The sequence below is a fragment of the Paraburkholderia aspalathi genome, assembly GCF_900116445.1.
GTDB classification, from domain to species: Bacteria; Pseudomonadota; Gammaproteobacteria; order Burkholderiales; family Burkholderiaceae; genus Paraburkholderia; species Paraburkholderia aspalathi.
Map to the genome: position 1 here is coordinate 1 of NZ_FPBH01000042.1, position 22,741 is coordinate 22,741.

At 61.6% G+C, this 22,741-nt stretch carries 18 protein-coding genes; 12 read left to right on the forward strand and 6 right to left on the reverse strand.

The features are described 5' to 3' along the window. On the forward strand, positions 1 to 960 hold a 960-nt coding region (locus tag BM438_RS39300; RefSeq protein WP_093645870.1), incomplete at its 5' end, for an ISNCY family transposase. A gap of 286 nt (positions 961 to 1,246) precedes the next feature. On the opposite strand, the gene BM438_RS39305 is transcribed toward BM438_RS39300, so the two are convergent. Beyond that, the gene (locus BM438_RS39305) at positions 1,247 to 1,540 is read right to left on the reverse strand and encodes a hypothetical protein (protein ID WP_093645872.1); all 294 of its coding nucleotides are present in this window, start codon (positions 1,538 to 1,540) and stop codon (positions 1,247 to 1,249) included. Between the two features lie 208 nt (positions 1,541 to 1,748). Further along, entirely contained in the window at positions 1,749 to 3,953 is a 2,205-nt protein-coding gene (locus tag BM438_RS39310) for a LamG-like jellyroll fold domain-containing protein (protein WP_093645874.1), read from the reverse strand. A 777-nt stretch (positions 3,954 to 4,730) separates the two neighbouring features. On the opposite strand from BM438_RS39310, the gene BM438_RS39315 reads away from it, so the two are divergent. The 8 genes from BM438_RS39315 (at position 4,731) to BM438_RS39345 (ending at position 12,456) form a co-directional block, all read left to right on the forward strand. Next, on the forward strand, positions 4,731 to 5,009 hold the full coding sequence (locus BM438_RS39315) for a hypothetical protein (protein WP_236074789.1): 279 nt from the start codon (positions 4,731 to 4,733) through the stop codon (positions 5,007 to 5,009). 280 nt (positions 5,010 to 5,289) lie between these two features. Then, positions 5,290 to 5,748, forward strand: a complete 459-nt coding sequence (locus tag BM438_RS39320) for a YjjA family protein (RefSeq protein ID WP_093645876.1) — start codon at positions 5,290 to 5,292, stop codon at positions 5,746 to 5,748. 19 nt (positions 5,749 to 5,767) lie between these two features. After that, positions 5,768 to 6,985, forward strand: coding sequence for a chromate efflux transporter (chrA, locus tag BM438_RS39325; protein ID WP_093645974.1), 1,218 nt, complete (start codon positions 5,768 to 5,770; stop codon positions 6,983 to 6,985). Positions 6,986 to 7,202: 217 nt separating this feature from the next. Next, positions 7,203 to 7,373: a hypothetical protein gene (locus tag BM438_RS45765; RefSeq protein ID WP_167378525.1), complete on the forward strand. Its 171-nt coding sequence runs from the start codon at positions 7,203 to 7,205 to the stop codon at positions 7,371 to 7,373. A 106-nt stretch (positions 7,374 to 7,479) separates the two neighbouring features. Beyond that, positions 7,480 to 7,992 carry a sigma-70 family RNA polymerase sigma factor gene (locus tag BM438_RS39330; protein WP_093645878.1) on the forward strand — a complete coding sequence of 171 codons (513 nt, stop codon included), beginning with the start codon at positions 7,480 to 7,482 and terminating at the stop codon, positions 7,990 to 7,992. Between the two features lie 11 nt (positions 7,993 to 8,003). Then, entirely contained in the window at positions 8,004 to 9,008 is a 1,005-nt protein-coding gene (locus tag BM438_RS39335) for a FecR domain-containing protein (RefSeq protein ID WP_093645881.1), read from the forward strand. A gap of 116 nt (positions 9,009 to 9,124) precedes the next feature. Further along, positions 9,125 to 11,626, forward strand: a complete 2,502-nt coding sequence (locus BM438_RS39340) for a TonB-dependent siderophore receptor (protein ID WP_093645883.1) — start codon at positions 9,125 to 9,127, stop codon at positions 11,624 to 11,626. Between the two features lie 68 nt (positions 11,627 to 11,694). Beyond that, a complete protein-coding gene (locus BM438_RS39345; protein WP_093645885.1) occupies positions 11,695 to 12,456 on the forward strand; it encodes a hypothetical protein in 762 nt (253 codons plus the stop codon). Between the two features lie 326 nt (positions 12,457 to 12,782). Here the strand turns inward: BM438_RS39345 and BM438_RS39350 are convergent, their stop codons facing one another. Then, entirely contained in the window at positions 12,783 to 13,055 is a 273-nt protein-coding gene (locus tag BM438_RS39350) for a DUF4148 domain-containing protein (RefSeq protein ID WP_093645887.1), read from the reverse strand. Between the two features lie 284 nt (positions 13,056 to 13,339). On the opposite strand from BM438_RS39350, the gene BM438_RS39355 reads away from it, so the two are divergent. The 3 genes from BM438_RS39355 to BM438_RS39365 are packed head-to-tail and all read left to right on the forward strand — an operon-like array spanning position 13,340 to position 19,436. Then, on the forward strand, positions 13,340 to 16,585 hold the full coding sequence (locus BM438_RS39355) for an efflux RND transporter permease subunit (RefSeq protein ID WP_093645889.1): 3,246 nt from the start codon (positions 13,340 to 13,342) through the stop codon (positions 16,583 to 16,585). A gap of 19 nt (positions 16,586 to 16,604) precedes the next feature. After that, positions 16,605 to 17,960, forward strand: a complete 1,356-nt coding sequence (locus BM438_RS39360; RefSeq protein ID WP_093645891.1) for an efflux RND transporter periplasmic adaptor subunit — start codon at positions 16,605 to 16,607, stop codon at positions 17,958 to 17,960. Positions 17,961 to 17,987: 27 nt separating this feature from the next. Further along, positions 17,988 to 19,436: an efflux transporter outer membrane subunit gene (locus BM438_RS39365; protein WP_093645894.1), complete on the forward strand. Its 1,449-nt coding sequence runs from the start codon at positions 17,988 to 17,990 to the stop codon at positions 19,434 to 19,436. On the opposite strand, the gene BM438_RS39370 is transcribed toward BM438_RS39365, so the two are convergent. The 3 genes from BM438_RS39370 to BM438_RS39380 all read right to left on the reverse strand — a co-directional run bounded on the left by BM438_RS39370 (position 19,417) and on the right by BM438_RS39380 (position 22,731). Continuing rightward, positions 19,417 to 20,991, reverse strand: a complete 1,575-nt coding sequence (locus tag BM438_RS39370; RefSeq protein WP_093645896.1) for a heavy metal sensor histidine kinase — start codon at positions 20,989 to 20,991, stop codon at positions 19,417 to 19,419. The two genes, BM438_RS39365 and BM438_RS39370, sit on opposite strands and share 20 nt — an antisense overlap. Continuing rightward, the gene (locus tag BM438_RS39375) at positions 20,991 to 21,668 is read right to left on the reverse strand and encodes a heavy metal response regulator transcription factor (protein ID WP_093645899.1); all 678 of its coding nucleotides are present in this window, start codon (positions 21,666 to 21,668) and stop codon (positions 20,991 to 20,993) included. Before BM438_RS39375 ends, BM438_RS39370 begins: the two co-directional genes overlap by 1 nt. Positions 21,669 to 21,819: 151 nt before the next feature. Next, positions 21,820 to 22,731, reverse strand: coding sequence for an ABC transporter ATP-binding protein (locus BM438_RS39380; RefSeq protein ID WP_093645901.1), 912 nt, complete (start codon positions 22,729 to 22,731; stop codon positions 21,820 to 21,822). Positions 22,732 to 22,741 lie beyond the last annotated feature (10 nt).

A 22,741-nucleotide genomic window follows, 5' to 3' on the forward strand; every position in this document is an offset into this window, starting at 1 on the left:
GATCACCGGTGGTTCGAGGAACGGGCGCCGGCGTGCACGCTGCTGGTGTACGTCGACGACGCGACCAGCCGGCTGATGGCGCTGCACTTCACGGCCACCGAGTCGACCTTCAGTTACTTCGAGGCGACACGCGGGTATCTCAGGCAGCATGGCAAACCGGTGGCGTTCTACAGCGACAAGGCCACCGTGTTCCGCTCGGCGCAGACGTCGACGACGGCTGGCAAGGGATTTACGCAGTTTGGGCGGGCCCTGTACGAGCTCAATATCGAGTCATGGTGTGCGAACAGCAGCCAGGCCAAGGGGCGGGTTGAACGGGCGAATCTGACCTTGCAGGACCGGCTCGTGAAGGAACTGCGGCTGCGTGGGATCGATACACATGAAGCCGCGAACGACTATGCGCCCCACTTCGTGGCCGACTACAACACGCGCTTTGGCAAGCCACCGAAGAGCGCTTTTAATGCACACCGGTCACTGCGCGACGACGAGGATCTCGACCTGATCCTGACGCACCGGGCAACACGCTGCGTGTCGAACACGCTGACCGTCCAGTATGACCGGGTGATCTATCTGCTCGAAGACACGGCCGCGAACCGTGGCCGGATCCATCACTACATCGACGTCTATGAATATCCGGACGGGCGCATCGAGATCCGTGCGGACGGCAGCGCTCTGCCCTGCTCCCGCTATGACCGGCTCTCGGAGATTGATCAGGGGGCGGTCATCGAGAACAAGCGTCTGGGGCACGCGCTCAGGGTTGCCCAGCAGGTGCAGGCCGAGCGCGATAACCGGCGCGCAGCAGGCTCGCCATCGCGCACCAATCGGGGTGACGAAGTTCGCCCCAGGGTCCGTCCCACCGGGACGCGCAAGCAACGCGAACTTACCGTGGGCGACCTGAACGAGATCGTGCTGGGAACCGCCGGCGAACGGGCAGGCTCGGTGCTTAAAACCCCGTCCAGATAGAGATATTTAACCACTCAGAAGCGGACATCTGAACTTGGCCGGAACCCGGACATCTGAAACAGGCCTCGACATAAGCTGTAGCAGCTTTATGTAAATGTCTGGTTCTGGCTCATTAGAAATGTCCGGTTCCCGGCTCCGGGCTGGCTGCTGTGGCGCATGCTGCGGCATCACAGCCAGCCCGGAACCAGACCATGCGATCGTACTGGCGGCAGAACGCGGGAATAATCAACGCCTGCACCGGTGATGCACGCCCGTCCAACGGTTTATTGCAGAGACCGGCGGGCGCTCATAGTTTCGAGTCCTGGTACAGCGTATCGCGCGGGAAGAACATGCGTGGCTCAAAAGGTGGCAGCCTCACGGTCGCTCCTGCCGCAGTCAGTTGGACATTGCAGGTCTGATCGATCTGCTTACCGCTCCTGTAAATGAATGCGCCGGGGCCGCCATTACATTCATCAGTGTGTTGGACGAGGCGCATTTCACGTCCATTCGAAAGGGATCTCGTGACGACGAACCCGTCCGCGTAGGCTGTGGTCACGTCGACGAGGGCGACTACTCCGATTACGACCTTCGCAATCAGCATGATGGGATCTCCGGGTGCGGCTGCGTGGGACATTGGCTGGAGCCGATGCGTATTGATCATATTAGATCGCGCAGCTTGCAAATTCCAACATCGACCTATGTTCAACCTTTATGGATTTGCGGCGGTCTTGCACGACCGCGCTGGGGCTGAAGCCCAGCCGCGCGGATGCCAGCGCGCCCACAGCACGTCAGCATCCGCCAGCCCATCACTACACCGAAATCAACGCCGCAATCTGCTCCGCACTAAGCGCGTTGCGGTAGATGCGAAACTCGTCGATCAATCCATTGAAATACGGATCGGCTGAAAATTGCGATCGCCCAAGCCAGTTCTGGCTCGTGCTTTCTACACGGAACGGCGCAAACGACATTGCCGTGTTGGAGCCAATCGCCGCACCGTTCAGATACAGCGTTCCGACGTTGCCCGATAACGTCACCGCGACGTGCGCCCACTGCCCGGTAGGCAGGGCCACATTGCCGTAAATGTCCTGCTCGCCCGAGCCACCATTAAGCGTGATGGCAAAGCGCGCGAGTCCGTTATTGGCGCGCGGAGTCAGCATCATGTAGCGGCCCGTGCCGGAACCGAAATCAAATACACGCTCCCAGTTCTTTACTGCGTTCCAGTACACCCACGCTGCGATCGTAAAGTCCGACACGTCGGCCACGATGTCGTTCGGCAGGCTGACATAACCCGTGCTGCCGTCGAGTGATACGGCATTGCCCTTCTTGCCAACCGCCCTGCTCGCACCGCCGACCAGCGTGCCGGTATGTCCGTTCGCGCTAGAATCCGCAGCACTGGTGCCGCTGCTTTCGTCGAATGCCAGGTAGGTCTGCAGTTGCACCGCCGTGACCGCAACGGCCTCGTTAGACGCGGCCGATTCGCCGGCCGGTGTCACCGCGGTCACGACGTAGTAATAGGTGCCGGCTGAGAGACCGCTGTCCGTATAGCTGAGCAGATCGGTAACGCCACTCGCAATGGACGTGTAGGGTCCGCCAGACGTGGTGCTGCGCTTGACGTTATAGCTCGTCGCGTACGCCGTGCCCCACCACGACAGAACGACCTCCCCTCCGCTTGCAATCGCGACGAGCGCGCTTGGCGCTAGACCGCTTGCGATCGCATCCAGCGTGCAGGTCAGCGTCCCGTAGCCCAGTTGGTCGTAGCCGCCGCTGTTCGGTCCATAGTTGCCTCCGCCACCTTCGGGCTGGACCAGTGTCGCGAACTTCTGTGTGTAAGGCGCGGCCAATCCCTTGCGATTGACGTAGTGGTTGTAGACCAGTGCCCAGCAAGGCCGCGCGTCCCCTTGAGCCGAAGTTGAAAACGCCGTCTGGTTCACCTTGTCTACATTGGTGTAGCGGGCAAAAGGCACAGTGTAGAAAGTCGTGCCCGACTCGATCAGATTGCTTTTCGCAACGTACTCCGCCCCCATGAGGAAGCGGTTGTTGTCGTAACCGTAGAGATCGATACCCTGATTCCAGGCCATTTCGCAGATCGCTCCCGCCAGCGCGATGCCGAGCGTGGCGTGCCCTTGGTCACGTCCCGACTCTTGCCATTGACCCAGGTAGCCCGGGTGGACGTAGTAGACGGCCTGCAAAATCGCGCCGTTGCCCGCGCCGCTTTTGAAGTACGTGACAGCTTCATCGAATAGCGACTGGTCGTCGCATAGCACACCAATAGCCATGATCGATGCCACGTTGCACAGATCCCAGTTGGCCCAGTAGTGAGTCACCTCGGTGTTGTTGTGCCGATTGATGAAATCGTGGTTGATCGGATAGAAGACGTTGCGCATCATGCTCTGGAAGCTCGCGAAGTCCGCGGCTGCCCAACCTGAATAGGTGCGCATGATTTCACCGGCATTGGCGAATTCATAGCCGTAGATACCGGCCGCGAGATCGGCGTCGGTATTGCCGCCGATCCCGGTCAACGCCGACGACCAGGCGTTCATGATCTGCACTGCCTTGTCGGCATAAGCGGTGTTGCCAGAGACTTTCCAGCGCAATGCGCATGCGTACGCCGCCGCGACGTCATTGAACAGCAAGGAGTAGTTTTGCGAATGCACTCCGTCGCTACCCCGATAGACGACTGCCTGTGGGCGCGCTGTCCACGACAGGCTTGCATGACTGTTCGAGATCAGGATGTTCCAGCTATCGATCCACGGAGACGCTTGCGCCGCGACCTTCTGGCTCATCCGATCGAAGTCGGCCTGGGTATGCAGCAGACCTGGATGCACAAACGCGCCGGACGACGAACTGCTCAGCACTGCAGCTCGTGATGCGGCCGCCGACAGCGATGACTGGGACCCCTGAGCCGACGATGTTCCTCCACCGTCGCCGCCGCAGGCGGACAGAGCCAACGCGCCCAGGCTGTACAGAAATGTGCGACGCGAAATGCCCTCGGTGATTTGCTCCTGCATCGCCATGGTGTTGGAATGTCCAGACCGTGTTTCAGGCGCATCTGAGTTTACGTGTGCTCGTTGTGTATCGACCTTGCTCGATTTCGACCTCGTCATGCTCTTCTTCTCTCCGAATAAGACGGTCCCGATGGTTTTTTGTGGAGCCGTTCTGGGTGCCGTCAGTTGTTGGCAAACGTTTGCTTTTGCGGCCGCGATATGTGCCGTCCGCGTTCAGATGCGGATAACACCATTGCGGCCTTTTTCCTGATGCAGTTCAATGAGTGTTATTGAAGATTCCACTCGCCTCGTGAAACACACGCGGTCGCAGTCTGATTAATTTCGATAAATGATGACTAAAAATGCGGAAAGAAATTGGTGTCGACCACGGCACCACGTCTACTGATGATCCCTGCATCATCAAGGTATACGGCCGATTTAATTCAGTCTGAAGGGGGAAATGCAGATTGCTTCTATAGATTAAGGTAATTTATTGTGAGAGATACGCCTTCAAAAAATATTCAATAAAAAATAAGGAAATCCCTATATATAAATCAGGATTTGCTTACGGCAAAGAATAGAAATCTCATATAGTGTGCGCATTGCCATATATGGCAATGCATGCCGCGACTGTTGTCAGGTCTGACCGTCGGCAGCGGGCTGAGGAGTGTCAATAGCTTCCGCATGAAGCAACGCCGTTCCGCTCACTGCGCACGCAACGCCCACCAAACGTCGACCAACGATTCACCTCCCCCTTTTTTACATCCTGTTCAGTCCAAATGAGGCCAGGCGAAATCGGACGCAGTTGTGCAAGACTTCTATCAGATTGACCACATGATTCACACGGGCGGGGCGCACATGGATGAGAAAGTGACTTATGTGTACGAGTACACGGGTGGCTTTGGCACATACCGTACTACCGGTACACGGGCAGCACATCAACTTCCTCTTGTCGGCGATAACGTAACAATGAAGGTCGACGACCTCGGATTCGATGGCGTGCTGAAAGTGAAGTCACGACTCTTCGACTATGACAAATCGGGCGCATTGACTGTCATTCTGAGTCTGTCTCATACGGTCGCTTAGGATGGCTCAGCGACTAACCTGTGCAGCGGTGAATGCCAACGCAGTCGCACGCCAAATATCGCGGAAACTCACTCCGCCTTGCAACGTGCTCGATAAGCCCCTTCCCTCTAACAGCGCTCGGATATACGGCGTACGTCTATACGATCAAGATGACAGTCTCTTGAGACTGTCGCAGGTAATCCACCACGCATGACAACATTTAACGTGACAACCCCGTCTGCCGTGCGTCTGAAAGGCACTATAGTAGAGAGGACTTCCAGCCAGCAGAAGGAGTTCGAGTATGAAATCACGCACCTATCGCATCGCAGCTACAGGAATGCTGATCGCAGCATTGCTACCTGTCCCGGCCGCTCAGGCGCAGCTCGGTAACCTGCTCAATCAGGGCTCGGGTGGTGGATCGTCCGGCGGCCTCGGGAGCCTCGGCGGCATGGGCAGTGCCTTGTCAGGCCAGTCATTAACTTCAGGCAGCACCAGCAACGTCGCGGGTGTGCTGGACTTCTGCATCAAGAACAACTATCTCAGCGGCGGCAGCGCGTCTTCGGTCAAGGACTCGCTGATGAGCAAACTGCCGGGCGGCTCCAGTTCGGCCTCGACGGACAGCGGCTATACCAATGGTGCCAAGGGCATCTTGAGCAGCGGCGACGGCAAGCAACTGGACCTGAGCGGTGGCGGCCTGAAAGAACAGGTCACGAAACAGGTCTGCGACAAGATTCTCGCCCAGGGGAAATCCTTGCTGTGAGCGGGCGTGGAACATGTTGATGCAGAACACGGAATCCGATACGCCCCTCGAGCTGCCCGCACATAGTTCGCCATGGAGCATCTTCTGCATTTTCCTGCGGCTCGGCCTGACCTCGTTCGGTGGCCCTGCCGCCCATCTCGGCTACTTCCGCGACGAGTTTGTTAAACGCCGCAGATGGCTCGACGAGCACACGTTTAGCGATCTGGTCGCGTTGTGCCAGTTTCTGCCGGGCCCCGGCAGCAGTCAGGTCGGTATCGCGATCGGCCGCTTTCGTGGCGGCATCGCGGGCGCGTTGGCGGCCTGGCTCGGCTTCACGCTGCCGTCGGTGCTGTTGATGGTCGCGTTTGCCTACGGTTTCACCCATCTGGCAGAGGCAAACGGGCTTCATCTGCTGCGCGGCCTCAAACTCGCTGCGGTCGCCGTCGTTGCGCAGGCAGTCTGGTCGATGGGACGCACGCTCTGCCCCGACCGCGCCCGCGTCACGATCGCGGCTGCGTCAGCCATTGCGGTGATCGTGCTCGGTGCGACTTACGGGCAGATCGCATCGATCGTCGTGGCGGGCATCGCGGGCGCCCTGCTTCTCAAATCGTCGACCGAGGTGCCGCGCGCGCCGCTCGGCATGCCCGGCACGAAGGCCGGCGCCCTTCTTTGCCTCACTGCCTTCGGGCTGCTGCTGTTCGGCTTGCCCGCCGCGGCCGCCTTGCTGCATGCGTATCCACTCGACCTGTTCGCTGCGTTCTACCGGGTCGGCTCGCTGGTGTTCGGCGGCGGCCATGTCGTGCTGCCTTTGCTGGAAGCGGTCGTCGTGCCGCGCGGTTGGCTCTCGACCAATTCTTTCATGGCCGGCTACGGCGCAGCCCAGGCGATACCGGGGCCGCTATTTACTTTCGCGGCGTTTCTAGGCGCCGCCAGCACCGGTTATCCGGCGGGTATAGGCGGTGCGCTGATCGCCACCGTTGCAATTTTTCTGCCGTCGTTTTTGCTGGTCGGCGCCGCGTTGCCGCTGTGGGGCGAACTGCGGGCATTCGCGTCGATGCGCCGGGCGATGGCCGGCATCAACGCTGCCGTGGTCGGCATTCTGCTCGCCGCGCTCTACGATCCCGTCTGGACCAGCGCGGTGCACAGTGGACGCGATTTCGCCCTCGTCATCGTGGCGCTCGCTTTGCTCGGCTGGTGGCGCCTGCCTTCATGGGCCGTGGTGCTGCTCACGGCGCTGCTCGCGTGGTGGGTCGTCTGAATTCCCTTCCACCATCGTTCCCCGCCTGAATCGGCGCGGGCATTCGACGTCAGGCGCGAAATCTGCTGCTCGATAGACCCGTTGATCGCATGTGCCGGAATCGCCCTGCTGCAGGCCGGTTCGGGCACGCGACTTCAACGGCCCAATCGGGGCGACCGGTAACGTTTTCCATAGCAGGCAAGCTGGTCCCGTCCGTCGAACGAAAAGGAGAACAACGATGACCCTGCTCATTTATCTCGTAGGTTGGATCATTCTGATAGGCGGCGTGGCGTGGGGACTGATGGCGCTGCATGTTGCACAACATACGATCGCGATCGTCGCGGTCGTCATGCTCGGCCTCGCGGTGATCACCGGCGCCACGCGAACCCGTAACCGCGACCGGTCATAGCGCCAGGCACGTTCTCATTCCACCCTTACATTTTGTCATGCTATGATGCGAATCGTTCTCATTTACAAGGGCGCCGCATCCATCGATCCGGCGCGTCCGGTAGGCCATGGCGGCAAACGAATCGGCCCTGCATCACGAGATGCATGCGCTCTACAGCAATCATCACGGCTGGCTCCACGCGTGGCTGCGTAAGAAGCTCGGCTGCGCGCATCGCGCGGCCGACCTTGCGCACGACACGTTCGTGCGTCTGCTCGCCCGCGATGAACCGCTCGCCCTGGAAGAACCGCGTGCGTTCCTGACGACCGTCGCGCAACGCGTGATAGCCAACTACTGGCGTCGCGAGCAGATCGAGCGCGCTTATCTGGAAGCATTGGCGCTCGCCCCCGAAAGTTTTGCGCCCTCGCCTGAAGAGCGTGCGTTGCTTCTCGAAGCGCTGTGTGAAATCGACAGTCTGCTGGAGCGACTGCCGCTCGCCGTCAAGCGTGCGTTCCTTCTTGCCCAGCTCGACGGCTTGAGCCATGCCGAAATCGCCGCACAACTGAAGCTGTCCGTCTCGACCGTGAAACGCCATCTGGTGCGCGCCGGCGCGCAGTGTTTCTTTGCGCTCAGCGCGGCCTGACGGATCGACGGATGAACGCGAGCGCGCGACCCGATATTCCGCAGCACATCGCCCTGCGCGCCGTGGAGTGGTGGATGGAACTGCAATCCGGTGACACCACGCGCGCGCAGCAACTCGCGCTAACGCGCTGGCGCGCGGAACATCCCGATCATGAGCGTGCATGGCAACACCTCTGCAGCGTTAGCAGCCGCTTCCGGGGCCTCGCTGAAACAGGCACGGGCAACGCAGACGCAGGTGGCGCGGCGGCCGCACGCGCTGCGCTGACGCGTCCTGGCTCGGCGAAGCGCCGTGCGAGTGTCAAAGTCCTCGCAAGCCTGCTGTTCACCGGCGGCGCGACATGGATTGCCGGTGAACACGTGCCGTGGCGCGCATGGAGCGCGGATGCGCGCACTGCAATCGGCGAACGCCGCACCATGACGCTTGCCGACGGCACCCGCCTGACACTGAATACCGACAGCGCCATCGATATCCGTTTCAGCAGTGCCGAGCGCCGCGTGCACCTGATCAGAGGTGAAATCATGATCGCGACCGGTCACGGCGGGCGTGAGCGACGGCCGTTCTTCGTCGAGACCGCGCAAGGCAGTTTGCAGCCTTTGGGCACGCGCTTCGCCGTCAGACAACAGAGCGCGCTCTGCCGCCTCGATGTGTTCGAAGGCGCCGTGCGGATCAATCCATTCGATGCTCCCGGTCTCGCGCCGATCGTCCATGCAGGCCAACGCGCCCGCTTTACACGTGATGACATCAGCGCGGTCGAGCCGATCAGCGAGAACGACGCAGCATGGACGGATGGCCTGATCGTCGCGAGCGGCATGCGGCTCGGCGACTTCGTGAACGAGCTCGACCGCTACCGCACGGGGCATCTGAGCTGCGATCCCTCCGTGGCCGGTTTGCGGCTTTCGGGCACCTTCCCGCTCGCCGACCCCGACCTCGTGCTCGACACCCTGACGAGAACCTTGCCGGTTGAGGTCGTGTTCATCTCACGCTACTGGGGTACCGTGCGCGCGGCTCGCTCTTAAAACCGGCTTGCGCTACCGGCGCTGAAATTTTTTCGTTTGTTGTGAGCTGTTTTCGAATCTCGCGTGACAAGGGAGATGAGAGCAACACATCGTCTACCTTCCTGCGAGCTTTGAACATGGGACAGCATCGAAAGACCGGCGCCGGCAATGGCAGCCGTAGCAGCCGCGGCGCTTTGCGCGCGCGGCAGCCGGCACACTTCGCGCGGCATATTGCAACGGCTGCGCTGATCTCGGCGGGTCTGCCGTTCAATGTCGCGCTGGCCGCCGATGCGCCATCCGCTTCGGCAGCGTCGCCGCGCAAGAGCTACGACATTCCGGCTGGCCCGCTCGAAGCGGCGCTCAATCGCTTCGGACGGGAGAGCGGACTGCTGCTGTCGTTTCCCGCGGCGCTGACCGACGGCCGCATGAGTGAAGGTCTGCGCGGCGATTACGACATACAGCAAGGCTTCGATCGAATCCTGCGCGGCACGGGGCTCGGCGCGGTGCAACAGTCCAATGGCAGCTATACGCTCGAGCAGCGTACTGAGCCTTCAGCGGACATTGGCAACGGGAACGGCACCACCCTCCCCGCCGTGACCGTCAGTTCGTCGACGGTGAAAGCCGGCAGCTACCGGCCACCTGCCGACGCAGTGGTGACGCGTTCGGATACACCGGTGCTCGACACGGCCCAAGCCGTCAACATCGTGCCGGCTCAGGTATTGCACGACCAACGTCCGCGCAATCTGGACGACGCGCTCGCGAACGTGAGCGGCATCGTGCAAGGCAATACGCTGGCCGGCACGCAGGACACCTTGCTCAAGCGCGGTTTTGGCGGCAATCGCGACGGTTCGATCATGCACAACGGCATGCCGCTTGTGCAGGGGCGCGCGCTGAACGCAGCCGCTGACAGTGTCGAAGTACTCAAAGGTCCGACTTCGCTGCTGTACGGAATCATGGATCCGGGCGGCGTTGTCAATGTGGTGAGCAAGCAACCCTTGCTCAAACCGTATCACGCGATCTCCGTGCTCGGCTCGACCTACGGACACGGTCGCAATGGAGCCGGCGCGACGTTCGATACGACCGGGCCGATCGGCGACTCCGGCCTCGCCTACCGGCTGGTCGTCGATCAGACCGACGAACAATACTGGCGCAACTTCGGCGAACATCGCGAGACGCTCGTGGCGCCGTCGCTGGCATGGTATGGACGCGATACGCAGGTGGTGGTGTCGTACGAATACCGAAAGTTTCTCTATCCGTTCGACCGCGGCACGGCGCTCGACCCGAAGACCAACAAGCCGCTCGCGATCTCGAGCCGCGAACGTCTCGACGAACCGTTCAACGAAATGGACGGCGAATCGAACCTCGCGCAGATCAGCGTCGACCATCAGATCAACGCCAACTGGAAGGCGCACTTCGGCTACAGCTACAACCGCGAGACCTACGACGCGGGTCAGTTACGCGTGCAAGGCATCAACAGCACGACGGGTGCCGTGTCGCGCAGCAACGATGCGACGCATGGCGCGCTCAGCACGGACAGCTACGCGATCGCCTATGTGGACGGCCATGTCGACATTGCCGGCTTGCGCAACGATTTGCAGGTCGGTATCGACGACGAATACCGCCGCATCTATCGCAAGGACTTGCTGCGCCAGGCCACGAAATATCCGTTCAACTATTTCCGTCCGGTCTACGGTCTGGAGAGTCCGTCGACCACGGTGTCGGCCAGCGACAGCGATCAGACCGACACGCTGCACGACCGCTCGCTCTTCTTCCAGGACAGTTTGCACCTCACCGACAAATGGATCCTGATCGGCGGCGCGCGCTTTCTGAGCTACAACCAGATCGCGGGAAAGGGCCGGCCATTTGTCGTCAATACCGACATTAACGGCGCCAAATGGCTGCCGCGCGCGGGCGTGGTTTACAAATGGACCGACACGGTGTCGCTATACGGGAGCTACACGCAGTCGCTCAAACCGACTTCGACGATCGCGCCGCTGTCTTCGGGCGTGGTAATCGATTCATCGGTGCTGCCTGAGGAAGCCACGTCGTGGGAGCTCGGCGCCAAGGTGGCGATGCCCAACGGCCTGAGCGGCACGCTGGCGTTATTCAATATCGACAAGAAGAACGTGCTGGTGCAGCAGTACAACGACACGACCAAGCAGACCGACTGGCGCACGGCCGGCAAAGCGCGCTCGCGCGGCGTGGAACTCGACGTGGCCGGCCAGATCGGCCAGCACTGGAGCGTGATTGCGAGCTACGCGTACATCGACGCGAAGACCACCGAGGACCCGCTTTACGCCGGCAAGCGTTTGTGGAACGCCCCGCAGAATACTGCATCGCTTGCGGCGGTGTACGACTTCGGCACGATCTTCGGTGGCGATCAGTTGCGAGTCGGCGCCGGCGCGCATTACGTCGGCCCACGGCCGGGCGATTCGGCCAACAGCTTTACGCTACCGGCCTACACCGTCGCCGACGCCTTCGCCACGTACGAGACGAAACTTGGCAATCGGCATCTGTCGTTCCAGCTCAACGTGAAAAATCTGTTCAACAAGACTTATTACCCGTCGAGCGTGAACAAGTATTTCGTGTCGGTTGGCGACGCACGTCAGGTCTCTTTGCTGTCGACGCTCGAGTTCTAGGCCGTACCGCGATCGCACCTCGCACTCAATACACCCATTCCCTTGATCAACACGAGACCGGAATCGTCATGAAACTTCAGAATCGCCGCGCTGAACAGAGCTCAGCGCCCATACGTAAGCGCCGAACATTTCTCACCGCAGCAGCGGGCCTTGGCGCCCTGCTGGCGGTCACGACACCTGCAGCAAGCGCGGCAACGAGCGGACCACGCACGGGGAAGAAAATCGTGATGGTTGTGCAGCTCAACGGGCCGAGCCTGACTGTCGACCAGAGGATCGCGGCACACCTTGAAGCGCGAGGTTATAGCGTGCGCATGCTGGACCAGGCGCAACCGCCGGAGGCAGTTGGCGATGCGGATCTCGTTGTTATTTCATCGACGGTCTCATCGAAACAGGTAGTAGGTGGCTGGCGCTACCTGGCCAAACCGTTGTTGACATGGGAGAACGATTTACTCGACGACTTCGCGATGACGGGCAAGCGTCACGACGTCGATTTCGGCGAAGCGGAGAAGGAACGTTACCTGTGGCTGGTCAATGCACCGCACCCGATCGCAGCCGGTTTACCGGCAGGCGTAGCGAACGTATATGTCAAACAGGCCGCGATGAGCTGGGGCAAACCGGGCTTGGGCGCGACGACGATTGCAACGCTGTATGGCCAACCGGAAAAGGCGGCAATCTTCGCGTACGAGAAAGGTGCGACGATGGACTACGAATCGCTGGCCCCCGCACGCCGCGTGATGTTTTTCCTGAACAACGACACCTTCGCCAACTTGTCGCCGGCGGGAAACAGCCTGTTCGACGCAGCAGTGGATTGGGCGCTGGGCTTAAGTTGAAGAACACGATCACAGCGGAGGATAAAACCGAGCGCGAAAACAAAGTGATCGGTTTTATGAACTGCTCTTCGGCGCGCGCAGCGCCGCCGGAAGTATGACGCCCTTGTCACAAGCACGTGCATGGGCACGAACACAGATTCCAGATGCACCACTACCCGTAGCAGACCACGGTGCCCAGTTAGCATTAGCGGTTTGAGCTGCTTTCTCTTGCCTACTTCTCTTTGCAGCCGGCAAAGAGAAGTAGGTGCCGCCCCGCACAGGGGCAACGCTAATAGACGAAAAGCAAATCAAGGAAAGGCCAACACCGCGTGAGTCCGGATGCAGCATCAATTAGAAGCCGCCGCAGCCTGATCCGCAGCAGTCTTCACAGCGCCATCCCCCCCATGCTGAATAGCATAAATCTGCCGATTCCGAGCAATCTCCCTGGCCGTAGGCGGATAGTCATTATTAGACGTAGGCACGACCCCTTCAGCCTGAGCCTGCTTCAACTGAGCAATGACCTCAGCACGGGTCAACCCTGACGGATTTGATTGAGCAAACGCAGTAGCCCCAAACGGCAGGCTAAGAGCAGCAACAGCAATAGCGGTAAGCAATTTCATGATGTCTCTCCGATGAAGTGCAAGAAATGAGTGGCTTGAACCACGCTTCCCATTCTTGTCATTTCACCTGTCGGAGCACTGACCCGAAGATTACTGTTTTGTTATCTACACACCTGGCCTAAGCACAAATCAAAAAAAACCAGATAACAGAACGGTAATCAACCGGACCACACCCGGTAAGCGCGCAAACGCCACACTCCTGACCAACGAAGAAGCCCGCGCCCCGCGCCACCAGGCGCATCAACCCCCGCGCGCCTCCCTCTGCCTCTTTTCAGGAAACCGTCATGTGGATCGTCAAGCTCGCGCTGCGCCGCCCATATACATTCGTGGTCCTCGCGGTGTTGATCTTTATCGTCGGCCCTCTTGCGATACTGCGCACGCCGACCGATATCTTTCCGAACATCGACATCCCGGTGGTCAGCATCGTCTGGACGTTTAACGGCTTTTCCGCCCAGGATATGGCCAACCGCATCACCTCGAACTACGAGCGCGCGCTGACCTCCGACGTCGACGATATCGAGCATATCGAGTCGCAATCGCTGAACGGCGTCTCGGTGGTGAAGATCTTTTTCCACCCCGGCGCGGACATCAATCGCGCGATCGCCGAAGCGGCCTCCAATTCCGCGTCGATCCTGCGCGTGCTGCCGCCTGGCACGCTGCCACCGAACATCATCACGTACAACGCGTCGACGGTGCCGATCCTGCAGCTCGGACTCTCCAGCGACACGCTGTCCGAACAGCAGCTCTACGACCTCGGCAACAGCCAGATCCGCACGCAACTCGCGACGGTGCAAGGCGCGGCGGTGCCGCTGCCGTTCGGTGGCAAGGTACGGCAGATCATGGTCGATATCGATCCGCGCGCGCTGCAGGCTAAAGGGCTTGCCCCGCTCGATGTGGTCAACGCCGTCAACGCACAGAACCTGATTCTGCCGGGCGGCACCGCCAAGATCGGCACGAAGGAATACAACGTGCAGATGAACGGCAGCACCGACACGGTGGCCGCGCTGAACGACCTGCCCATCAAAACGGTAGCCGGCGGCGTGGTGTACGTGCGCGACGTCGCCCATGTGCGCGACGGCTATGCGCCGCAAACCAATATCGTGCGCAGCAACGGCAAACGCGCCGCATTGCTCACCGTCGAAAAATCCGGCAGCACGTCCACGTTGACCATCATCCAGCAGGTCAAGGAGATGCTGCCGCATATCGCGGCGGGTTTGCCGAGTGCGCTGCATATCACCGCGCTGTCCGATCAATCGGTTTTCGTGAAGTCGGCGGTAATGGGTGTGGCGCGTGAGGCCGTGATCGCCGCGGCGTTGACAGCTTTGATGATCCTGCTATTTCTCGGCAGCTGGCGCGCCACATTGATCATCGCGGTGTCGATTCCGCTCGCGGTGCTGACCTCACTGATCGCACTGTCCGCGCTCGGCCAGACCATCAACATCATGACGCTCGGTGGTCTCGCGCTCGCGGTGGGTATTCTCGTCGACGACGCCACCGTCGCGATCGAAAACATCACGCACCATCTGGAAAACGGCGAGCCGTTGCACGACGCGATTCTGAACGGCTCCGGCGAAATTGCCGTGCCGACTTTCGTCTCGACACTGTCGATCTGTATCGTGTTCGTGCCGATGTTTCTGCTCTCCGGCGTTGCCCGCTATCTCTTCGTGCCGCTCGCCGAAGCGGTGGTGTTCGCGATGATCGCGTCGTATTTCTTCTCGCGCACGCTGGTGCCGACCCTCGCGATGTACCTGATGCGTGCGCGCAGTAACGCGCCGGCCACGGGCAACGGCCCGATTGCGCGCCTGGTCCGCTTCCAGGTCGCCTTCGAACATCGCTTCGAAAGGTTGCGCGAACGCTATCGCGGCGTGCTCGGTTCGGCAATCGCGAGCCCGCGCCGTTTCATTGCGGTCTTCCTGCTGCTGTGTATCGGTTCGCTCGTGCTGGTGCCATTTGCCGGCCGCGATTTCTTCCCCGCGGTCGATACCGGCGAGATCCGCCTGCATCTGCGCGCACCGACCGGCACGCGTATCGAAGACACGGCGCGCATCACCGATGAAGTCGAAGCCCGTGTGCGCAGCGTGATTCCGAAGCAGGAACTCGCGGCCATGCTCGACAACATCGGCGTGCCGGTGAGCGGTATCAACCTGACCTACGATTCATCCGACCCGATCGGCCCGGAAGACGCCGACGTGATGATCACGCTCGCAGCCGGACACAAGCCCACCGCCGCCTATGTGGCGACGCTGCGCACCACGCTATCCAAAGATTTCCCCGGCGTCGCGTTTGCCTTCCTGCCCGCCGATATCGTCAGTCAGATTCTCAACTTCGGCTTGCCTGCGCCGATCGATATCCAGATCGTCGGCAACAAGCTCGACGCCAATCGCGTCGTGGCGAACCGCTTGCTCGCTCAACTGCGCGGTGTGCGCGGTCTCGTCGATGCACGCATCCAGCAACCGGGCGACGAACCCGCGATCAATGTGAATGTCGACCGTACGCGAGCGATTCAGGCCGGCCTGTTGCAACGCGACGTGTCGCAGAACCTGCTGATCGCGCTCTCAGGCAGTTCGCAGACCACGCCGAATTTCTGGCTCGATCCGCACAACGGTGTCAGCTATCCGCTGATGGCGATGATGCCGCAGTACGACATCAACTCGCTGCAGGCGCTGGCAAATATTCCGGTCGCGCAGAACGGTGGCGCAAGTGCGGGCGTGGCGACGGCGTCCGCTGCGGCAACCGGCAACGGCCCCGCTCCGCAGAACCTGCTCGGCGCGATGAGCACGCTGACACGCGTCACCCAGCAAGCCGTCGTCTCGCACTACAACGTGCAGCCGGTGCTCGATATTTTCGCGTCTGCCCAAGGGCGCGACCTCGGCGGCGTGGCGACCGACGTGAATCGGCTCGTCGATCAGATCCGGCCGCAATTGCCGCCGGGCGCGTCGATCGTGGTGCGCGGCCAGGTGCAGGCGATGCACGATTCGTTCAGCGGCCTCGCAAGCGGTCTCGTGTTCGCGATTGCCCTCGTCTATCTGCTGATGGTCGTCAATTTTCAGTCGTGGATCGATCCGTTCATCACCATCAGCGGTTTGCCGGGCTCGCTCGCGGGGATTGCGTGGATGTTGTTCAGCACCGGCACGAGCCTGAGTGTGCCGGCGCTGACCGGCACCATTCTGTGTATCGGCATTGCCACGGCCAACAGCATTCTCGTGATCAACACCGCGCGTGAATTCCACCACGGCGGCAAACCACCGTTGCAGGCCGCCCTCGAGGCAGGCTTCAGCCGCTTCCGTCCGGTGCTGATGACCGCGCTCGCCATGCTGATCGGCATGCTGCCGATGGCGCTCGGACTCGGCGACGGCGGCGAACAGAACGCGCCGCTCGGCCGCGCGGTGATCGGCGGCCTTGCGCTTGGCACGGTGTCCACCTTGCTGTTTGTTCCGGTCGTCTACGGGATGGTGCATGCGTGGCTCGACAAACGCCGCGCAGCTCGCACCGCCGCAGAAGAATCCCGCGTTCCCGCCCGCACACTTTGACTCCGACGAGAACTAGCTCATGAACAATCCATCACTTCCGCCGGACCTCGGCGACCGGTCTGAACCGGCTGTTGAGGCTGATCGAGCCGCAGAAGCTGCTCGAGCCGCAGATACCGTGCATGGCACTGAGGCCGCTCAAGCAGCTCCGTCCGCTCAGCCCGCGAGCGGCAACGAATACTCGCATCCCAACGCCGCCGGCACCGCACGCTCCGCTGACATGACCCGAAGCCCCAATTCGCGCCGCCGCGTGTGGCCGTTCGCATTGGCTGGCCTCGCCGCAGCGTTACTGATCGTGGGCATCGTGCCGCGTCTGCACGCAAGCGCCGCGCTGACACAACAGACGCAAGCGCAAAGCGTGCTCAGTGTGTCGGTGGTCACGCCGCGCCCGGCGCCGGCCGTCAACGAGCTGCTGCTGCCCGGCGCGGTAACACCGTTCGCCGAAGCGTCGATCTATGCGCGCACGAGCGGCTATCTCGCACACTGGAACACCGACATCGGCGCCCAGGTGAAAAGCGGCCAGACGCTCGCCACGATCGACGCGCCCGATCTAGACGCACAACTGCGCCAGGCCCGTGCCGACGAAGCCACCGCGCAGGCCAACTTCGACTTCGCGAAGACCACCGCACAACGCTGGCAGGAGATGCTGAAAACGCAATCGGTCGCGCAGCAGGACGCCGATACGAAGGTCAGCGACATGGAAGCGCGTCGCGCAATGCTGGCGTCGGCTCAGGCCAATGTCGCGCATCTTGCCGAGCTGGTGTCGTACGAGAAGATCACGGCTCCGTTCGACGGCACGATCACCGCGCGCAACGTCGATGTCGGTGCACTCGTGACGGCGGGCGGCACGCCCGGCACGGCAGGTATGTCCGGCGAGCTGTTTCATATCCAGCAGACCGGCGTGCTGCGCGTGTTCGTCGACGTACCGCAGAACGATGCACCCTACGTCACGCCCGACACCGGCGTATATCTGACCGCCCAGCAATATCCCGGGAGGCGCATCGCCGCAAAAGTGGCGCGCACAACCGGTTCGATCGATCCGTCGAGCCGCACGCTGCGCGTCGAGGTCGACGTCGATAACAAGGATGGTGCGTTGATGCCAGGTGCGTACGTGCAGGTGCATCTGCAGTTGCGGTCGACCACACCCGCGCTCGATCTGCCTGTGAGCGCCCTGCTCTTCCGCCCCGACGGCGTGACGGTCGCCGTGGTCGACGGCAATGGCCGTGCGGCGCTCAAGACGGTGCACATCGGCCGCGATTTCGGCACGCATGTGGAAATCACCACGGGCCTCGCGGCGACCGACCGCGTGATCGATAACCCCGGCGATTCGCTGAGCACAGGCCAGCTCGTGCAGATCGCGCCGGCCACGCATAGCTGAGCGCCAGTCATCGAAAGGATGAGCCGAATGTCTCCGATATCTCTTCCGCGCCCGTTGTTGCGGCGTTCGATTGTGGCCACGCTGATCGGCGCACTGCTGAGCGCCTGTTCGACTTTGCCGCCGTACCAGCGCCCCACCGCCGAGATCCCCGCGCAATACGCAGGCGCGGCGCCCGGCTGGGCCCAGGCCGCACCCGCCGACGCGGCACCGCGTGGCCCCTGGTGGACCATCTTCAACGATCCGGTCCTGAACCAACTCGAAGCGCGTGTCGACGTCTCGAATCAGACCGTGCGCAAGGCGGTTGCGCAGGTGCAGCAAGCTCGCTCGATGGTGGACTATCAGCGTGCCGGTTTCTTCCCGACCATCACCGCCGGTGCCGCCCAGAATCGTTCGAGAACCTCGCAGAATCTCGTGGACCGTGCGCTGGCGGGCAAGACCATTCCCGACTATTCGGCCGGTGTGTCTGCGAGCTGGGAGCCGGATCTGTTCGGTCGCGTGCGCGATAGCGTGACCGGCGCGAAGGCCGATGCTGAGGCGAGCGAAGCGGATCTCGAAGCCGTGCGCCTGTCAATGAGCGCCGACCTCGCCGTCGACTATTTTTCGCTGCGCTCGCTCGACACGCAAAAGAAGCTGCTGGACGACAGCGTGACCGCCTATGCCGCCGCCTTGAAGCTGCTGCAGCAGCAACTGAAAGACGGCGCGATCGATGCCTCGGCGGTCGCTCAGGCCACTACCCAACTCGAAGCGACACGCACGCAGGACACGGACATCGACGTGACGCGCGCGCAGATGCAGCATGCGATTGCCACGCTGATCGGCGAGCCGGCCTCCACCTTCACGCTGCCGCCGAACGGATCGGCTGCGACGCCGCCGGCAATTCCTGTCGGCGTGCCGTCGCAATTGCTCGAACGGCGTCCCGACATTGCCGCCGCCGAACGGCGCGTGGCGTCAGCGAATGCACAGATCGGCGAGGCGCACGCGGCCTTCTTCCCCGATCTGGTGCTGTCGGCAAGCGCTGGGTTGGAAAGCACCTTCTTCGCGCCATGGCTGAGCGCACCGAGTCTGTTCTGGTCGCTCGGATCGCAACTCGCCGGCACGCTGTTCGACGGCGGCCGGCGCACGGCCACTCTGCATGGCGCGACGGCGCAATACGACGGCACGGTCGCCGACTACCGGCAAACGGTGCTGGTGGCCTTCCAGCAGGTCGAAGACAATCTGTCCGCCTTGCATTCGCTCGCCGACGAAGCCGCCAGCCAACAGCGCGCAACCACGGCCGCCGATCTGTCGCTACGGCTGACGACAAACCGCTTCAACGCGGGCGCGGTCAGTTATCTCGACGTGGTGACCGCGCAGACGATCGCGCTGACGAACGAGCGCACCGCGGATCAGATTGCGGCACGGCAGTTGGAATCGAGTGTGTTGTTGTTGAAGGCGCTGGGTGGAACGTGGGATGGCTCTAAACCCGCCGGAACGTAAGCACAAACCGCGTACTCTGCGCATCGCTCTCCGCATGCACCGTGCCGCCATGCAACTCCATGATCGTGCGGACGATGGCAAGCCCGAGCCCCGTCGAACCCGTGGACCCTTGCGACATGCCAGACGAAGGCAAGGAACTGCGCGAAGGGTCGACGCGATAGAAACGGTCGAAGATACGATCGAGGTGCTCGGCAGCAATCGGTTGTCCCTGGTTCGACACCGTGACGCGCACGGCGTCGGCCGATGCGCGAACATCGAGCCCGATCTCGCCGCCGCTCGGCGTATAGCGGATCGCGTTAGCCAGCAGATTGCTGACGGCGCGACGAAACAGTTCGAGATCCGCCGTCAGCGTCGCCGCACCGGTGACCTGCACCCTGACATGCGCATCGTCGGCGATGCCCTCGAAATATTCCGCGATCCGCGTCAGTTCCTGCCCCGCCTCGAACGCGCGCATATGTTTGACGAACTGCGGATGCTCAGCACGCGCAAGAAACAGCACGTTTTCGATCATTCGCGAGAGCCGGTCGCACTCTTCCAGACTCGATGCGAGCAGCGATTCATATTCGTCGGTGGAGCGTGGCCGGGCAAGTGCGACTTCGGCGGCGCCGCGCATGTTGCTAATCGGCGTGCGCATATCGTGTGCGAGGTCGGCGGTGAAACGCGAAAGACGCTGAAAGCCATGCTCGACGCGTTCGAGCATCGCATTGAGCGCGTTTACCAGCGCTTCGAGTTCGCTCGGCACGCGCGCCACTGTGATCCGCGTATTCAGGCGATTGACCGTGACGAGGCCCGCACTCGCCGCGATATCGCGCAAGGGCCGCAAGGCGGCGCGAATCAACAGATAGCTCAACAGCATCGCCAGAATCACGCCGGCTGCTCCGGCCAGGTTGAGTTTGTCGCGATAGCGGTCGAGCAGCCGCCAGCGGTCGCTCATATTGCGCGCGATCAGCACAGTCGCCGTGTCGCCGTTGTGCAGCCGCGCGTCCGCGAGGATGCCGCGGATCGGTGCGCCGTTGCGGCCGGTCCAGTTGCCGATATCCACGTCGGTGATGCGCGCAGTAGCGGCAATGCGCGTGAGCGGCGGCAGCGCAGCGATCGCCTCGACACCGCCCGCTTCAGCGGTCTCGCCGGGATCATGGAGATCATTCGCCGTGCCCGTTTCGCTTGCCGAATTGAGCGCAACGGAATCATCAGGCGCATTTGACGCTGCCGAGGCAGCCCCGCTCGCCGCGCCACCCTGCGTCGCAAACGTCTCTCCCGCATTGTGCTCGATCGCCATACGCCCATCGGGACCGAACACTTCCATCGACATCGCTTCATTGCCCAGCACGATGCTGGTCAACCGGTCGCCATGTTCGCGAATGCCGTTCGATGCATCGAGCTCTTCGACGAGCCGCCTTGCATGGCGCGCAGCAAGCACGATGTCGAGGTCATCCTGCGCCTTGATCTGCTTGTCCAGCGCAAGGTACAGAAAACTGCCGACCAGCACGAAAACCGCGAGCGTGGTGACCCCGAAGGCCAGCGCGAGCGTCGCGGCCAGCGAGCGGCCGCGCATCACGCGGCGTCCTTCACTTCGAGCACATAGCCGACGCCGCGCACCGTATGAATCAGCTTGACCGGAAAGTTATCGTCGATCTTCGTGCGCAACCGGCGGATCGCGACTTCGACGACATTGGTGTCGCTGTCGAAATTCATATCCCACACATACGACGCAATCTGCGTGCGACTCAGCACTTCGCCCTGGCGGCGCGCGAGCAGTTGCAGCAGCGAAAACTCGCGCGGCGTGAGATCGATACGCACGCCGCCGCGTTTCACGCGCCGGCGATTGACGTCCATTTCCAGATCGCCCACCTTGATCAGTTCGCTTTCGCGCGGCGGACCACGGCGCGCCAACGTGCGCACCCGAGCCAGCAATTCGACGAAGGCGAAGGGCTTGACGAGGTAGTCATCCGCGCCGAGTTCGAGGCCGCGCACGCGGTCGTCGACGTCGTCACGAGCGGTGAGAAACAGCACCGGCGTGGTACGCGTGCTACGCAAGGTCTTGACGATGGTCCAGCCGTCCATGCCGGGCAACATCACATCGAGCACGATCACGTCGTATTCTTCTTCCTGCGCGAGAAGCAGCCCTTGTGGGCCGTCGTTCGCGACATCGACCGCGTAGCCGGATTCTTCCAGGCCTTTCTTCAGATAAGCCGCTGTTTTAAGCTCATCCTCGATCAACAGGATTCGCATGAGAGTGCTCCGCTGTGCTTGACCCTTAAATCATACCGGCAAGCGGAGCGTCTGATGATTACGATTTGGTAATGTTGGCGGTGGACGGTGGCCGGCCATACCTGCCCGCAGAACGGCGAATAGCCCCTCCCGGCTCAAGCGCGCTTCGTTCCTACTCGACGTTATCCGTCACGTCCGTCATCCGGACCATATGCGGCTTGACGACATCGTCTTCCTCATCGACGGCCGTGGGCCGATGAATCAGTGCTTCGAGCCGCGCCTTGGTGGCAAGAAATTCTGGCGACGTGGCCTGTGAATAGTCACGCGGACGTCGCACCGGCACCTCGATCAATTCCTGCACCTCACCGGGATTTGCCTTCAGCACCAGGATGCGGTCGGCGAGAAAAATCGCTTCGTCCAGATCGTGCGTAATAAACAGCACGGTCACGTCGATGTTGCGCCAGATATCGAGCAAATGCGTTTGCATTTTCGCGCGGGTCTGCGCATCGAGCGCGCCGAACGGCTCGTCCATCAGCAGAATCCGCGGCCGGTTCGCGAGCGCGCGAGCAATCGCCACGCGCTGCTTCATCCCGCCAGACAATTGATGCGGATACGCGTTGGCGAACTTCGTCAAACCGACCAGATCGAGCCATTGCAGCGCGTCGCGCTCCGCGTGCATGGTGCTGTGGCCGTTCATCTTCAAACCGAACATGACGTTCTTCTTGACCGTCAGCCACGGAAACAGCGTGTAGCCCTGAAACACCATGCCGCGATCGGCGCCGGGCCCCTCTACCGGCTTGCCGTCGAGCAGCACGCTGCCGCTGGTCTGCCGCTCAAGGCCGGCAAGAATGCGGATCAAAGTCGACTTGCCACAGCCCGACGGTCCGATCACGCAGACAAACTCGCGCCGGTGCGTTTTGAAGTTGATGCCGTTCAATGCGGTGCACTCGCCCTGCGCGCTCTCGAAGCGCTTGTCGAGATCGCGAACTTCGAGAATCACCTCGCGCGACTTCAGACGGTCGAAACGCTCACGCACCGCGTCGGACTGGATAAGGTATGACGGAATCGGCTGCGGATTTAACATGATTGAATCC